Genomic DNA, 13753 nt, shown 5'->3' with positions numbered 1-13753 from the left:
AAGCTTCGAGCTTCAAGCTGTAAGAGAGAAACATACACACGCATGCTGGCAGCTTGTGGCTTGCAGCTTGCAGCTCTTTTTACGAAGGAAAAAGCATGCTGATTATCCCCGCTATCGATCTCAAAGACGGTGCCTGTGTACGTCTGCGCCAGGGCCGCATGGAAGATTCCACGGTGTTCTCCGATGACCCGGTGAGCATGGCTGCCAAGTGGGTGGAGGGCGGCTGCCGCCGTCTGCATCTGGTCGACCTGAACGGCGCCTTCGAAGGCCAGCCGGTCAACGGTGAAGTGGTCACCGCCATCGCCAAGCGCTACCCGAACCTGCCGATCCAGATCGGTGGCGGCATCCGCTCGCTGGAAACCATCGAGCACTACGTCAAGGCCGGCGTGAGCTACGTGATCATCGGCACCAAGGCGGTGAAGGAGCCGGAATTCGTCGCCGAAGCTTGCCGCGCCTTCCCGGGCAAGGTGATCGTCGGCCTGGACGCCAAGGACGGCTTCGTCGCCACCGACGGCTGGGCCGAGGTCAGCAGCGTGCAGGTCATCGACCTGGCCAAGCGCTTCGAAGCCGACGGCGTATCCGCCATCGTTTATACCGACATCGCCAAAGACGGCATGATGCAGGGCTGCAACGTACCCTTCACCGCTGCCCTGGCCGCTGCCACCAAAATCCCGGTGATCGCTTCCGGCGGTATCCACAACCTGGGCGACATCAAGGCCCTGCTGGACGCCAAGGCGCCGGGGATCATCGGCGCCATCACTGGCCGCGCGATTTATGAGGGCACTCTGGATGTGGCTGAGGCTCAGGCCTTTTGTGATGGCTACGCGGCCAGCTCCAAGTCGTAAGCTGCAAGCTGCAAGTTAAGAGCGTGAACGCGATCCGCTCTTTCTTGCAGCTTGAAGCTTGAAGCTTGCAACTCGAGGATTAACCATGGCTTTAGCCAAACGCATAATTCCCTGCCTCGATGTCGACAACGGCCGGGTGGTCAAGGGCGTCAAGTTCGAGAACATCCGTGACGCCGGCGACCCGGTGGAAATCGCCCGTCGCTACGATGAGCAGGGCGCGGACGAGATTACCTTTCTCGACATCACTGCCAGCGTCGATGGCCGTGACACCACGCTGCATACCGTCGAACGCATGGCCAGCCAGGTGTTCATCCCGCTGACCGTCGGCGGTGGCGTGCGTACCGTGCAGGACATCCGCAACCTGCTCAACGCCGGTGCGGACAAGGTCTCGATCAACACCGCAGCGGTGTTCAACCCCGAGTTCGTCGGCGAAGCAGCGCAGCATTTCGGCTCGCAGTGCATCGTCGTCGCCATCGATGCGAAGAAGGTGTCCGGGCCGGGCGAAACCCCGCGCTGGGAGATCTTCACCCACGGCGGGCGCAAGCCTACCGGGCTGGACGCGGTGGAGTGGGCGAAGAAGATGGAAGGCCTGGGCGCCGGCGAAATCCTGCTGACGAGCATGGACCAGGACGGCATGAAGAACGGCTTCGACCTGGGGGTGACCCGCGCCATCAGCGACGCCCTGGGCATTCCGGTGATCGCCTCGGGTGGTGTCGGCAACCTGCAGCACCTGGCCGACGGCATCCTCGAAGGCCACGCCAGCGCGGTGCTGGCGGCGAGCATCTTCCACTTCGGCGAGTACACCGTGCCCGAGGCCAAGGCCTACATGGCGCACCGCGGTATCGTCGTCAGATAGCCACTGGACAGCATGGCGGGCTCGCGGCACTCTTGAGCACGCCATGGATTCCGGTAGCCCGTCATGTTCAAACGTCTTCTTCTTGTTCTTGCCAGCGCTTCGGTTCTCTTCGCCGCAGGCGCTCGTGCAGCGCAAACGCCGGACACCTCCCTGGTGTTGCTGACGGAAAACTTCCCCCCCTACAACATGGCCAGGAACGGCAAGAACTTCGCCCAGGGCGAGAATATCAACGGCATCGCCGTGGATATCGTCCGCGAAATGTTCAAGCGCGCCGGGATCAATTACAGCCTGACCCTGCGTTTTCCCTGGGAGCGCATCTACAAGCTCGCCCTGGAGCAGCCGGGGTATGGCGTGTTTGTCACGGCGCGGCTGCCGGACCGGGAGCCGCTGTTCAAATGGGTCGGCCCCATCGGTCCGGACGACTGGATCCTGCTGGCCCGGGACGACAGCAAGATCGCCCTGCAATCCCTGGAGCAGGCGCGCAAATACCGGATCGGCGCCTACAAGGGCGACGCCATCGCCGAGACCCTGGCCAAGCAAGGGCTCAAGCCGCAGGTGGTGCTGAAGGACCAGGACAACGCCAGGAAGCTGGTCGGCGGCCAGATCGATCTATGGGCCACCGGCGACCCCGCCGGGCGTTACCTGGCCAGGCAGGAAGGCGTGACCGGGCTCAAGACCGTGCTGCGCTTCCACAGCACCCAGCTGTACCTGGCGCTGAACAAAGAAGTGCCGGACGAGACCGTCGCCCGGCTGCAGGCCGCGCTGGACCAACTGCGCGAAGAAGGCGTGGTGGAAGAGATCATGGGGCGCTACCTGTAGAAGGGCAGCCGCAAGCTGCAAGCTTGGAGCTGCAAGTCGCTTGAGGCTTGCAGCTTGCCACTTGCAGCTGTTTCAGCGGTAAACCCCATCCTTGCCGTGCCCAACCATCGCCCTGTTGCTGCGCACGCTGATCATCAACTCGATATCGATCCAGTCGATGCCCTGGGCCTTGAGCCTGGGCAGTTCGCGTTCGAGCACGGCCAGGGTCTGCGGGTAGGGATGGCCGATCATCACCGCCGAACCCTGCTTGCGCGCCAGGTTGATCGCGGTCTGCAACTGGTGGCTGATGGCGTCTTCGGTGCGTTCGTCGTCGAGGAACACATCGCGGGACACACTGGCCAGGCCGATCTTCTGCGCTTCGGCGGCGGCCACGGTCTTGGCGCTGGTGCGGCTGTCGACAAAGAACTTGTGGCGCCGCTGCAACTCGGCCATCAGCCAGGCCATGGCCTGGGGCTGGGAGGTCATGCGGCTGCCCATGTGGTTGTTGATGCCACTGGTGTAGGGCACGGCCTTGAAGGCGGCGTTGAGGCGTCTTTCCAGCTCTTCGATGGGCAGCTCGGGGTGCCAGGCGAAGGGGCCGGTGGCCGGGTCCATGGGCATGTGCAGGATGACGATCTTGCCGGCGCGATGGGCTTCGCGGGCGAACTCGGCGGCGTGGGGCGTGTCGGGCATGATCGCCGTAGTCACCGGGCCGGGCAGGGCGAGTACGCGGCGATCGCGGGGCAGGTTCTGCCCGAGATCGTCGATGATCAGGCTCAGGTAGGCCTTGCGCGCAGCGGGCTCGGCGGCCTGGGTCGAGGTGAAGGCGAGAAGGCACAGAAGCCCGATCATGAGCCTCCACGACAACCGTGGGTGGGGTTGGCGTTGGTTGGTCAGGATTTGAAGCATAAGGTTCGGGTAAGGCCTTGGCGGGGTGTGGCGATCATGATGACGCCATCGCGAGCAAGCTTCGCTCCTACAGAGGAGGCGGCGGGCTTGCTCGCGATGGGTTCCATCACTTGCTGCGGGTGATGCTCAAGCCCTTGAGCAGGCTGAGGGCCTGGGCCAGCTGGTAGTCGTCGTCCTGCGGCATCGGCTTGGGCTTGCTGCCGGAAGCGGTCGGCTTGTCGGCGCCGCCGTTGCCATTGCCCAGGTGACCTTGCAGGTCGGCTTCCTTGAAGTACTCGTTGTCCTGCGCCTCGTTGGTGATCTTGGCGCGGCGCACCTCGATGTCCGGCACGATGCCCTGGGCCTGGATCGAGCGGCCGTTCGGGGTGAAGTACAGCGCGGTGGTGATCTTCAGCGCACGGTCGTTGTTCAGCGGCAGCACGGTTTGCACCGAGCCCTTGCCGAAGCTGGTGGTGCCCATCAGCACCGCGCGTTTCTGGTCCTGCAGGGCGCCGGCGACGATCTCCGAAGCCGAGGCGCTGCCACCGTTGATCAGCACCACCATCGGTACCGCTTCGCTCTCGTCTTTGCCGGTGGCGGAGAAGCGCAGCTCGGAGTTGGCGATGCGGCCCTTGGTGTAGACGATCAGGCCCTTGGTGATGAAGTGGTCGACCACTTCCACCGCCGACTGCAGCACGCCGCCCGGGTTGTTGCGCAGGTCGAGGATGATGCCGTTGAGCTTCTTGCCGTTGTCCTTGCGCAGCTTGGCCAGGGCCTTGGAGACTTCCTCGCCGGTCTTGACCTGGAACTGGGTGATGCGGATGTAGCCGTAGCCCGACTCCAGCAGCTGGCTCTTCACGCTCTTCACCTGGATGGTGGCGCGGGCCAGGGTCACGTCGAACGGCGCACCGCCGTCGCGGACCAGGGTCAGGGTGATTTTCTGGCCGATCTTGCCGCGCATCTTGTCCACGGCTTCGGTCATGCTCTGGCCACGGGTCGGCTGGCCGTTGATCTTGACGATCAGGTCGCCGGCCTGGATGCCGGCCTTGGACGCCGGGGTGTCGTCGATCGGCGACACCACCTTGATGATGCCGTCCTCGGCGCCGACTTCGATGCCCAGGCCGCCGAATTCGCCGCTGGTGCTTTCCTGCAGCTCGGCGAAGTCTTCAGGGCCCAGGTAGGCCGAATGCGGGTCGAGGTTGCTGAGCATGCCCTTGATGGCGTTTTCCAGCAGGGTCTTGTCGTCGACGGGTTCGACATAGGCGGCCTTGATCCGGTCCATGACCTCGGCGAAGGTGCGCAGCTCTTCGAGCGGCAATGGCGCCTTGGTGGTCGTGGCGGCTGTCGATTGAGCGGTTTCGGCGGCAAACGCCAGGGGCGCACCGATCACCAGAGCGATCGTCAGGGCCAGCGAGGTGAGGCGGGACAAATGCAGCATGTCGAACGAACTCCTGAATGAGATGGCGCGCTTATCCTTGCGCGCGGCACCATTGTGCCGGGTCGCTTGGGCGACCCTGCTGGCGAATAGCGAAGTACAGTGCAGGCGCGCCCTGGCCGCCACTGCTACCCACAGTGGAGATGGACTCGCCGGCCTTGACCACATCGCCTGCTTCTTTAAGCAGCGTCTGGTTGTGTCCGTAGAGGCTCAAGTAGCCGTTGCCATGGTCGAGGATCACCAGCAGGCCGGCGCCGCGCAACCAGTCGGCGAACACGACGCGGCCGCCGTGGACGGCATGCACCTGGCTGCCGGCCGAGGCGCTGATCATCACCCCGTCCCACTTGGTCCGGGCATCGTCGCCGCGGCTTTCGCCGAAGCGCGCCAGCAGTCGACCATCAACCGGCCATGGAAGTTTTCCCCGGGATGAAGCAAAAGGGCCTCCATAGGAGGCGCCTGCGCTGGAAACCAAGGGGCCGGGCGCCGCCCGGGGCGGCTTGCGCGGGCTGTCGTCGGCACTGGCCTGGGCCTCACGCAAACGCTTTTTTTCGGCTTCCTGCTGGGCGATCAGCGCTTTCTGTCGCGCTTGCTCTGCCTCGCGGGCCTGGCGGGCCAGGGTTTCCTCGATGGTTTTCAGCACCTTGCCCAGGTCGGCCTGGTCCTGTTCGCGGGCCTTGAGCTTGTCGCCACGGGCCTTCACGTCGTCATTGAGCTTGGCCAGGGCCACCTGGCGTTCCTTGCGGACCTTGTCGAGCTCTTCGCGCTGGGTGTCGAGGCTGCTTTTCTGCACCAGCAGCTGGGCTTGCTGCAGGGAGATTTCCTTTTCGACATTGGCCAGCTGGCGCAGGGTCTCGTTGAAATTCTTCAGCTGCTCCAGGCGGGCCTGGCTCAGGTAGTCGTAATAGGTCAGGGTGCGGGCGAATTTTTCCGGGTTCTGCTGGTTGAGCAGCAGCTTGAGGTACTCCTGACGGCCGTTCTGGTAGGCCGCGCGGGCCTGGATGGCGATCAGTCGTTGCTGTTCAATGCGCGCGCTCTGGAGTTTTTTTTTCTCCTCATCGAGACGCTGCAGCTCGGATTCGCTTTTCTTCAGCTCTTTCTGCAGGGCATCGACCTGCTTTTCCAGCTTGCCCATCTCGGTTTCGGTGCCGCGCAGGTCTTTCTGCACGCCGGATTTTTCTTCCTGCAGCTTGCCCAGCAGCTTTTTCAGCTCGGCAATGTCCTGACGCGTGGCGTCCAACTGCTGTTGGGTTTGCGCGCGCTCGTCGGCGAAGGCCGGTTGGAGCAGGCAGATCAGAGCTAGGGTAATCAGGGCGCGAAGCATAGAGGCGGGCGACACCAGGGAAAGGGACGGCCTAGTATGCCCGCCCCTCGCTGCAAAAAAAACGCCTCAAAGCCAACTGCTTTGAGGCGTTCGTCATAAAAAGCCGTTTCCGGCCCATTATTCGGACTGTTTGATATCAGACCAGTATCGAAGTGCCAGTCATTTCCGCAGGCTGCGGCAGGCCCAGCAACTTGAGCATGGTCGGCGCCACGTCAGCCAGGACTCCGCCTTCGCGGACTTTCAGGTTGCGCTTGCCAACATAGATGAACGGCACCGGCTCGCTGGTGTGGGCGGTGTGGGCCTGGCCGGTGGCGGCGTCGGACATCTGCTCGACGTTGCCGTGGTCGGCGGTGATCAGGGCTTCGCCGCCGACCTTTTCCAGGGCCTCGACGATCCGGCCGACGCACAGGTCCAGGCATTCAACGGCCTTGACCGCAGCGTCGAACACGCCGCTGTGGCCGACCATGTCGCCGTTGGCGTAGTTGACCACGATCACGTCGTAGCGCTGGTTTTCGATGGCGTCGACGATCCGGTCGGTGACTTCCGGCGCACTCATTTCCGGCTGCAGGTCGTAGGTGGTGACTTTCGGCGACGGGATCAGGATGCGTTCTTCGCCCGGGAACGGCTCTTCGCGGCCACCGGAGAAGAAAAAGGTCACGTGGGCGTATTTCTCGGTTTCGGCGATGCGCAGCTGGGTCTTGCCGTTTTTCGCCAGGTAATCGCCCAGCACGTTTTCCAGGCTGCCCGGGGCAAAGGCCGAAGGGGCCGGAATGCTCGCCGCGTATTGGGTCAGCATGACGAAACCGGCCAGTTTCGGCTGGCGGGCGCGCTCGAACTCCTTGAAGCCGTCCTCGACGAACACCCGGCTCAGCTCGCGGGCGCGGTCGGCGCGGAAGTTCATGAACACCACGGCGTCGCCGTCTTCGACCTTCACCGGCTCGCCGAGGGTGGTGGCCTTGACGAATTCGTCGCTCTCGCCACGCTCGTAGGCGGCCTGCAGGCCTTCCTGGGCGGTGGCGGCGTTGAATTCGCCGTTGCCGTCGACGATCAGGTTGTAGGCCTGGGCCACGCGGTCCCAGCGGTTGTCGCGGTCCATGGCGAAGTAGCGGCCGATCAGGCTGACGATACGGCCCTTGCCCAAGGTCTTGAAGGTTTCATCCAGCAGTTCGATCGACGAGGTGGCGCTTTTCGGCGGGGTGTCGCGGCCGTCGAGGAAGGCGTGCAGGTAGATCTTCTCGGCGCCACGCTTGAAGGCCAGTTCGGCCATGGCCACCAGGTGGTCCTGGTGGCTGTGCACGCCACCGTCGGACAGCAGGCCGAGGATGTGCACGGCCTTGTCGGCGGCCACGGCTTTATCCACGGCGGCGCAGATGGTCGGGTTTTCGAAGAACTCGCCATCGCGGATGGCTTTGGTGACACGGGTGAAATCCTGGTACACCACGCGGCCGGCGCCGAGGTTCATGTGGCCGACTTCGGAGTTGCCCATCTGGCCGTCCGGCAGGCCGACATCCATGCCCGAACCCGAGATCAGGCCATTCGGCACGCTGGCGTACAGGCGGTCGAGGACCGGCTTCTTGGCCGCATAGATAGCGTTGGATTCGTGGCTCTCGCTGTGACCGAAGCCATCCAGAATCATCAGGACCAAAGGTTTAGGCGTGGTAGTCATAGATTCCACTCGTGGCTGGATTGGGAGAATGTTGGAAAAAGGGAGTGGCAGTTTAAAGCGAAGTTCCGGTGGCGTCACCGCCGGGCGGGGTTTGGCCGACCCGGAGGGCTGTGTATACTGGCCGACATTTTAACGCCCTGGAACCTCCTTGATGGTTGCTCACCTGATTCAATTCGCCACTGAACACTACTTGCTCGTCGGCGCCTTCGTCATCTTGCTGGCTCTGTTGATCGCTCACGAGTTGAGCCGCGGTGGCCGCAGCCTCAGCACCCGTGAACTGACCGCGCTGGTCAACAGCGAGCAGGGCGTGGTGATCGATATCCGTCCGTCCAAGGACTTCGCCGCGGGCCATATCGTCGGCGCGTTGAACATCCCTCAAGACAAACTGGCCGCCCGCGTGGGCGAGCTGGAAAAGCACAAGGCCAAGACCATCATTCTGGTCGACGCCCTGGGTCAGCACGCCGGCACCCACGCTCGCGAGCTGATGAAGTCCGGCTTCACCGCCGCCAAGCTGTCCGGTGGCGTTGGCAGCTGGAAAGCCGACAACCTGCCGCTGGTGAAGTGATATGGCCGCCGTCGTCGTCTATTCCAGCGATTACTGCCCCTACTGCTCGCGGGCCAAGTACCTGCTCGAGAACAAAGGCGTAGCCTTCGAAGAGATCAAGGTCGACGGCAAGCCGCAGGTTCGCGCCGAAATGGCCCAGAAGGCCGGGCGCACGTCCGTGCCGCAGATCTGGATCGGCAGCACCCATGTGGGCGGTTGTGACGATTTGTTCGCCCTGGAGCGCGCCGGCAAGCTCGACGCACTGCTCGCGGCCTGACTGCCCCCCCCAAGATCAGCAAACCCTACATGACCCCGAGATCAAGAAGGATCTGAGATGACTGACCAACAGAACACCGCTGCGACCGAAGACGAATCCGCACCGCAATTCTCGCTGCAGCGTATCTATGTGCGTGACCTGTCTTTCGAAGCTCCGAAAAGCCCGGCGATCTTCCGCCAGCAGTGGGAGCCGAGCGTCGGCCTGGACCTGAACACCCGTCAGAAGGCGCTGGAAGAAGGTTTCCACGAAGTCGTGCTGACCCTGTCGGTCACCGTGAAGAATGGTGAAGAAGTAGCGTTCATCGCCGAAGTGCAACAGGCCGGTATCTTCCTGATCAAGAACCTGGACGACGCTTCGATGAGCCACACCCTGGGCGCGTTCTGCCCGAACATCCTGTTCCCGTACGCTCGCGAAGCGCTGGACAGCCTGGTGACCCGCGGTTCGTTCCCGGCCCTGATGCTGGCTCCGGTGAACTTCGACGCGCTGTACGCGCAAGAGCTGCAACGCCTGCAGGCAGCTGGTGAAGGCACCGTTCAATAAGCTGCTGGGTTCCATGAAAAAAGCGCCGTTTCAGGCGCTTTTTTCATGTTCGGGCCCAAGGTTTCGAGACTGATGTCGATACCGGCGCTGAACCTGTAGCCGCTGCCGAAGGCTGCGATCGCGACCGAAGGGCGCGCAGGATCTCAAGATCGCTGAAGGCCTTCGGCCTTATCGCAGCCTGCGGCAGCGGCTACAGGGAGTGGCGCAGAAGTGGGTGGCTTATTTGAACCCCAGCTGGCGCCAGGCTTCGTAGACGGCGACCGCCACGGTGTTGGACAGGTTCAGGCTGCGGCAGCCTTCGCGCATGGGCAGGCGTAGGCGTTGTTCGGCGGGCAGGGCGTCCAGCACTTCGGCGGGCAGGCCGCGGCTTTCCGGGCCGAACAGGAAGGCGTCGCCCTCGGTGAAGCTGGCGTCGTGGAACGGTCGCGAGCCCTTGGTGGTGAAGGCGAACAGGCGCGGATGGCCTAGGCTTTCAAGACAGCTGGCGAGGTCGGCATGGCGCTGCAAGGTGGCATATTCGTGGTAGTCGAGGCCGGCCCGGCGCAGGCGCTTGTCGTCCATTTCGAAACCCAGTGGCTCGATCAAATGCAGGTGGCAGCCGCTATTGGCGCACAGCCTGATTACGTTGCCGGTATTCGGCGGAATTTCTGGTTGAAAAAGGATGACGTGAAACATGCACGGCTCCGAAGAAAAAGACAGGCCGCATTCTACGCCTGAAGCGGACGTCAGGCCGAAGCTAATGCTGCGGGTGTTCGGCTCGCTGGCGATCTTTGGCGTGATGGTGGGGCTGATGATCGGTCGCCTGACGACCCCGGATCCCACCGAGCTGCAGGAAGTGCAGGTCCAGCCCAATGCCCTGGTGGTGTGGTTCAACAACGAGCCCAAGGTCCATGGCGAGCACATCGACGGGGCAGTGGCGCTGCTGTTCGAAGCCGAGGGGCGAGCGCAGAAGGGCCAGTTGAAGATCAACGACAAGGATGCCAACTGGCGGGTGAGGGCGGCTGAGGAAGGCTTGCTGCTGAACGTGGTCGCCGCGCGGGCGCTGCACGGCGAGTGGTCGGGCAGCGAGGTCGACGGGCGCTGGCGCCTGGAGCTCCAGCTGCGCGAGGAATAAAAGAGGGGATTCCCGGCCTGCCTGTACCAAGGTCCCCAAAAGCGTGAGGGCGGGGCGCTGATTGCGCCGGGCCCGGTGTAAAGAGGGGAAGCCCCGGCCTGCCTGTACCAAGGTTCCCAAAAGCGTGAGGGCCGCGCTGATCGCGCTGGGCCCGGTGTAAAGAGGGAATCCCCGGCCTGCCTGTACCAAGGTTCCCGAAACGGGTGGGGCTCGTCGCTGTGAGCGTGATGAGCCCGGGTATTAAAGAGGGAATCCCTGGCCTGCCTGTACCAAGGTTCCCGAAACGGGTGGGGCTCGTCGCTGTGAGCGTGATGAGCCCGGGTGTTAAAGAGGGAATCCCTGGCCTGCCTGTACCAGGGTTCCCCAAACCGGCTGGAACCCGTCGCTGCGAGCGGTAGGGGTTCCGGGTGTAAAGAAGGGGATTCTCGGCCTGCCTGTACCAAGGTCCCCAAAACGGGTGAGTGACTGCACTCGTGATCTTGTCATTGCAGGGGGCGTGCCAATTCTGGCTTAAACGGTTAAGCGAATTTTCAAGAAATGCTGAAAGCCCCGGTTTATGGGGCTTTCGTCGTTCTGTGGATTTGTTCTGGCGAGAAATACCGAAGTCGCCCGCGCTGAAGCCCCAGGTCTGTTCGCGCATTTCGGCAGTGCAGGCTCACCATTGCGGTGCACAAAAAGCATCGCGGGCAAGCCTCGCTCCTACAGAAGCCGTGTCGGGCGCAATTGCCGCAAACGACCTGAATCTGTAGGAGCGAGGCTTGCCCGCGATTGGCCCTGCCATTCGACACAGCACGAATGCCTTGCACTGTAGCCGCTGCCGAAGGCTGCGATCGCGACCGAAGGACGCGCAGGACCTCAAGATCGCTGAAGGCCTTCGGCCTTATCGCAGCCTGCGGCAGCGGCTACAGGCTCACAGCGGCTCAGCCCTCGTCGCTGTCGTCGTCATCCCCGCCGTCGACCTTCATCCCCAACTCCTTGATCTTGCGCGTCAGGGTGTTGCGGCCCCAGCCCAGCAGCACGGCGGCGTCGCGACGGCGGCCGGCGGTGTGCTTGAGGGCGGTCTCGATCATGATCCGCTCGAAGCTCGGCACCGCGCTGTCCAGCAGGCTCGACTGGCCGCGAGCCAGGGCCTGGTCGGCCCACTGGCGCAGGGCCTGCTCCCAGTTGGTCACCGGCGCCGAATCCTGCGGCAGGCTCAGCAGCTCCGGCGGCAGGTCGCTGATATGCACCTCGCGACCCGAAGCCATCACGGTGATCCAGCGGCAGGTGTTCTCCAGCTGGCGCACGTTGCCGGGCCACGGCAGGTTCTTCAGGTATTCCTCGGTCTCGCTTTTCAGCAGCTTGGGCTCGACGGCCAGCTCCTGGGCGGCGCGGCTGAGGAAGTGCTTGGCCAGGGTCGGGATGTCTTCGCGACGGTCCGACAGGCGCGGAATATGGATGCGGATCACGTTCAGGCGGTGGAACAGGTCTTCGCGGAACTTGCCGGCGTGCACCAGGGTTTCCAGGTTCTGGTGGGTCGCGGCGATGATGCGCACGTCGACCTTGACCGGCGTATGCCCGCCGACCCGGTAGAACTCGCCGTCGGCCAGCACCCGCAGCAGGCGGGTCTGGGTGTCGGCCGGCATGTCGCCGATCTCGTCGAGGAACAGCGTGCCGCCGTCGGCCTGCTCGAAGCGCCCACGCCGCAGGTTAGCGGCGCCGGTAAACGCGCCTTTTTCATGGCCGAACAGCTCGGATTCCATCAGGTCCTTGGGGATCGCCGCCATGTTCAGCGCGATGAACGGCGAAGCCGCCCGCGGGCTGTGGCGGTGCAGGGCGTGGGCCACCAGCTCTTTACCGGTACCGGACTCACCGTTGATCAGCACGGTGATGTTGGAGTGGCTGAGGCGACCGATGGCGCGAAACACCTCCTGCATCGCCGGCGCTTCACCGATGATTTCCGGGGTGCGGGCCAGCGCGGGGATCACCTCCAGTCCTTGCTGTTCCTGGGCATGCTGGTTGGCGCGCTTGACCAGCGACACCGCTTCGTCGACATCGAACGGCTTGGGCAGGTACTCGAAGGCGCCGCCCTGATAGGAAGCGACAGCGCTGTCCAGGTCGGAGTGCGCGGTCATGATGATCACCGGCAGGCGCGGATGTTGCTCGCGGATCCGCGCCAGCAGGTCCAGGCCACTGGCGCCGGGCATGCGGATGTCGGAGATGATCACGTCCGGCTGCTGGCGGGCCAGGCGACTCATCACACCATCGGCGCTATCGAAGCTCTGGGTGGTCATGCCTTCCTGTTGCAAGGCTTTCTCCAGAACCCAACGGATAGAACGGTCGTCATCGACGATCCACACGGTTTCACTACGGCTCATGTCGATGGGGCTCCTTGTTCCAGTGGCAGAAAGATCGAGAACGTGGTGTGGCCGGGATGGCTGTCACACTCGATCAGGCCCTGGTGCTGGCTGATGATGTTCTGGGTAATGGCCAGGCCCAGCCCGGTACCGTCCGGACGGCCGCTGACCATGGGGAAGAAGATGGTTTCCTGGAGTTCCGCGGGGATCCCCGGGCCGTTGTCGATGATCTCGATCTTGGTCACCAGGCGGTGGCGCACGTGGCCGATGGTGAACTGGCGCATGGTGCGGGTACGCAGGCAGATGCGGCCCAGGCGCAGCTCGTTCTGGCTGCTGATGGCCTGCATCGCGTTGCGCACGATGTTGAGCACCGCCTGGATCATCTGTTCGCGGTCGATCAATACATCGGGAATGCTCGGGTCGTAGTCGCGCACCAGGGTGATGCAGCCCTGGCTTTCGGCTTCCACCAGGCTGCTCACGCGCTCCAGCACTTCGTGCACGTTGCACATGGCCAGCGACGGCAGCTTGTTGGAGCCGAGCATGCGGTCCACCAGGTTACGCAGGCGGTCGGCCTCTTCGATGATGACGTTGGTGTAGTCCTTGAGGTTCTCGTCCGGCAGTTCGCGGGCCAGCAACTGGGCGGCGCCGCGAATCCCGCCGAGGGGGTTCTTGATCTCGTGGGCCAGGCCGCGCACCAGCATCTTGCTGGTTTCCTGCTTGGACAGCTGGGCCTCTTCCTTGGTGATCCGCAGCAGGCGGTCACGGGGGTGGACTTCGAGCAACAGCAGGGTGTCGCCATTGCTCAGGATCGGCGTCACGGCGTAGTCCACGGTCAGGGTCTGGCCGGTCAGCGCGGTGAGCATGGCTTCGCGCTTGGTGAACGGATGCGCCTGTTCCACCGCCTGGCGCAGGGAGCTCAGGGCTTCGGCCGATTCGGTGAACAGTTCGCTGATGAATTGCCCATGGCTGCGCTGGCCACTGATGGCCAACAACATCTCCGCCGCCGGGTTCATGTACTCAAGGCGCAGGTCGGCGTTGAGCAGGATGGTCGCGGTGGTCAGGTTGTCGAGTAGCAAGCGGTGCAGTTGATCGCTGATGGTCATGGGTAAATGTTGACCTCTTTGAAACAAGGC

Annotated in this window: 14 protein-coding genes; 7 read left to right on the top strand and 7 right to left on the bottom strand. The window is 63.5% G+C overall.

Annotated elements, in window-relative coordinates:
• Positions 1-95: 95 nt before the first annotated feature.
• The 3 genes from hisA to DK261_RS22645 all read left to right on the top strand — a co-directional run bounded on the left by hisA (position 96) and on the right by DK261_RS22645 (position 2520).
• Complete coding sequence (hisA, locus tag DK261_RS22655; protein ID WP_009046525.1) at positions 96-845, top strand: 1-(5-phosphoribosyl)-5-[(5-phosphoribosylamino)methylideneamino]imidazole-4-carboxamide isomerase; 750 nt, start codon at positions 96-98, stop codon at positions 843-845.
• An 85-nt stretch (positions 846-930) separates the two neighbouring features.
• Positions 931-1701, top strand: coding sequence for an imidazole glycerol phosphate synthase subunit HisF (hisF, locus tag DK261_RS22650; RefSeq protein WP_007921812.1), 771 nt, complete (start codon positions 931-933; stop codon positions 1699-1701).
• 63 nt (positions 1702-1764) lie between these two features.
• Positions 1765-2520 (top strand): ABC transporter substrate-binding protein, encoded by a 756-nt coding sequence (locus DK261_RS22645; RefSeq protein WP_110176436.1) that lies wholly within the window; start codon positions 1765-1767, stop codon positions 2518-2520.
• A gap of 72 nt (positions 2521-2592) precedes the next feature.
• Here the strand turns inward: DK261_RS22645 and DK261_RS22640 are convergent, their stop codons facing one another.
• The 4 genes from DK261_RS22640 to gpmI all read right to left on the bottom strand — a co-directional run bounded on the left by DK261_RS22640 (position 2593) and on the right by gpmI (position 7809).
• Positions 2593-3351, bottom strand: a complete 759-nt coding sequence (locus tag DK261_RS22640; protein ID WP_037006055.1) for a divergent polysaccharide deacetylase family protein — start codon at positions 3349-3351, stop codon at positions 2593-2595.
• 163 nt (positions 3352-3514) lie between these two features.
• The gene (locus DK261_RS22635) at positions 3515-4825 is read right to left on the bottom strand and encodes a S41 family peptidase (RefSeq protein ID WP_009046529.1); all 1311 of its coding nucleotides are present in this window, start codon (positions 4823-4825) and stop codon (positions 3515-3517) included.
• A 31-nt stretch (positions 4826-4856) separates the two neighbouring features.
• Positions 4857-6143: a murein hydrolase activator EnvC gene (locus tag DK261_RS22630; RefSeq protein WP_041985460.1), complete on the bottom strand. Its 1287-nt coding sequence runs from the start codon at positions 6141-6143 to the stop codon at positions 4857-4859.
• Positions 6144-6279: 136 nt separating this feature from the next.
• Positions 6280-7809, bottom strand: a complete 1530-nt coding sequence (gene gpmI / locus DK261_RS22625) for a 2,3-bisphosphoglycerate-independent phosphoglycerate mutase (RefSeq protein ID WP_110176434.1) — start codon at positions 7807-7809, stop codon at positions 6280-6282.
• A gap of 151 nt (positions 7810-7960) precedes the next feature.
• Between gpmI and DK261_RS22620 the strand changes: the two genes are divergently transcribed.
• Genes DK261_RS22620 through secB form a run of 3 tightly spaced genes read left to right on the top strand, consistent with a single transcriptional unit; the run spans position 7961 to position 9170 of the window.
• Entirely contained in the window at positions 7961-8374 is a 414-nt protein-coding gene (locus tag DK261_RS22620) for a rhodanese-like domain-containing protein (RefSeq protein ID WP_009046532.1), read from the top strand.
• Position 8375: 1 nt separating this feature from the next.
• Positions 8376-8630, top strand: a complete 255-nt coding sequence (gene grxC / locus DK261_RS22615; RefSeq protein ID WP_007930824.1) for a glutaredoxin 3 — start codon at positions 8376-8378, stop codon at positions 8628-8630.
• A gap of 57 nt (positions 8631-8687) precedes the next feature.
• Positions 8688-9170: a protein-export chaperone SecB gene (gene secB / locus DK261_RS22610; protein WP_009046533.1), complete on the top strand. Its 483-nt coding sequence runs from the start codon at positions 8688-8690 to the stop codon at positions 9168-9170.
• A 219-nt stretch (positions 9171-9389) separates the two neighbouring features.
• On the opposite strand, the gene trmL is transcribed toward secB, so the two are convergent.
• Positions 9390-9845 carry a tRNA (uridine(34)/cytosine(34)/5-carboxymethylaminomethyluridine(34)-2'-O)-methyltransferase TrmL gene (gene trmL, locus DK261_RS22605; RefSeq protein ID WP_028683799.1) on the bottom strand — a complete coding sequence of 152 codons (456 nt, stop codon included), beginning with the start codon at positions 9843-9845 and terminating at the stop codon, positions 9390-9392.
• On the opposite strand from trmL, the gene DK261_RS22600 reads away from it, so the two are divergent.
• Positions 9844-10284 (top strand): hypothetical protein, encoded by a 441-nt coding sequence (locus DK261_RS22600; RefSeq protein ID WP_028683798.1) that lies wholly within the window; start codon positions 9844-9846, stop codon positions 10282-10284. The two genes, trmL and DK261_RS22600, sit on opposite strands and share 2 nt — an antisense overlap.
• Positions 10285-11204: 920 nt before the next feature.
• Here the strand turns inward: DK261_RS22600 and ntrC are convergent.
• Positions 11205-12641: a nitrogen regulation protein NR(I) gene (ntrC, locus tag DK261_RS22595; RefSeq protein WP_007929941.1), complete on the bottom strand. Its 1437-nt coding sequence runs from the start codon at positions 12639-12641 to the stop codon at positions 11205-11207.
• Positions 12638-13723: a nitrogen regulation protein NR(II) gene (glnL, locus tag DK261_RS22590; protein WP_009046535.1), complete on the bottom strand. Its 1086-nt coding sequence runs from the start codon at positions 13721-13723 to the stop codon at positions 12638-12640. The genes ntrC and glnL overlap by 4 nt, the downstream gene beginning before the upstream one ends.
• Positions 13724-13753: the final 30 nt, after the last annotated feature.

The organism is Pseudomonas sp. RW409, from assembly GCF_003184125.1.
In the GTDB taxonomy this organism is placed as follows: domain Bacteria; phylum Pseudomonadota; class Gammaproteobacteria; order Pseudomonadales; family Pseudomonadaceae; genus Aquipseudomonas; species Aquipseudomonas chlororaphis_I.
The sequence above is the reverse complement of the archived record's forward strand: the minus strand, read 5'-3'. Positions and strand labels throughout refer to the sequence as shown.

Excerpts from the sequence above, each read along its gene's own strand:
- DK261_RS22640 (WP_037006055.1), bottom strand. The coding sequence starts at position 3,351 with ATGATCGGGCTTCTGTGCCTTCTCGCCTTCACCTCGACCCAGGCCGCC.
- hisF (WP_007921812.1), top strand. The coding sequence starts at position 931 with ATGGCTTTAGCCAAACGCATAATTCCCTGCCTCGATGTCGACAACGGC.
- gpmI (WP_110176434.1), bottom strand. The coding sequence starts at position 7,809 with ATGACTACCACGCCTAAACCTTTGGTCCTGATGATTCTGGATGGCTTC.
- hisA (WP_009046525.1), top strand. The coding sequence starts at position 96 with ATGCTGATTATCCCCGCTATCGATCTCAAAGACGGTGCCTGTGTACGT.
- grxC (WP_007930824.1), top strand. The coding sequence starts at position 8,376 with ATGGCCGCCGTCGTCGTCTATTCCAGCGATTACTGCCCCTACTGCTCG.
- trmL (WP_028683799.1), bottom strand. The coding sequence starts at position 9,845 with ATGTTTCACGTCATCCTTTTTCAACCAGAAATTCCGCCGAATACCGGC.
- ntrC (WP_007929941.1), bottom strand. The coding sequence starts at position 12,641 with ATGAGCCGTAGTGAAACCGTGTGGATCGTCGATGACGACCGTTCTATC.
- DK261_RS22635 (WP_009046529.1), bottom strand. The coding sequence starts at position 4,825 with ATGCTGCATTTGTCCCGCCTCACCTCGCTGGCCCTGACGATCGCTCTG.
- DK261_RS22600 (WP_028683798.1), top strand. The coding sequence starts at position 9,844 with ATGCACGGCTCCGAAGAAAAAGACAGGCCGCATTCTACGCCTGAAGCG.
- DK261_RS22645 (WP_110176436.1), top strand. The coding sequence starts at position 1,765 with ATGTTCAAACGTCTTCTTCTTGTTCTTGCCAGCGCTTCGGTTCTCTTC.
- secB (WP_009046533.1), top strand. The coding sequence starts at position 8,688 with ATGACTGACCAACAGAACACCGCTGCGACCGAAGACGAATCCGCACCG.
- DK261_RS22630 (WP_041985460.1), bottom strand. The coding sequence starts at position 6,143 with ATGCTTCGCGCCCTGATTACCCTAGCTCTGATCTGCCTGCTCCAACCG.
- DK261_RS22620 (WP_009046532.1), top strand. The coding sequence starts at position 7,961 with ATGGTTGCTCACCTGATTCAATTCGCCACTGAACACTACTTGCTCGTC.
- glnL (WP_009046535.1), bottom strand. The coding sequence starts at position 13,723 with ATGACCATCAGCGATCAACTGCACCGCTTGCTACTCGACAACCTGACC.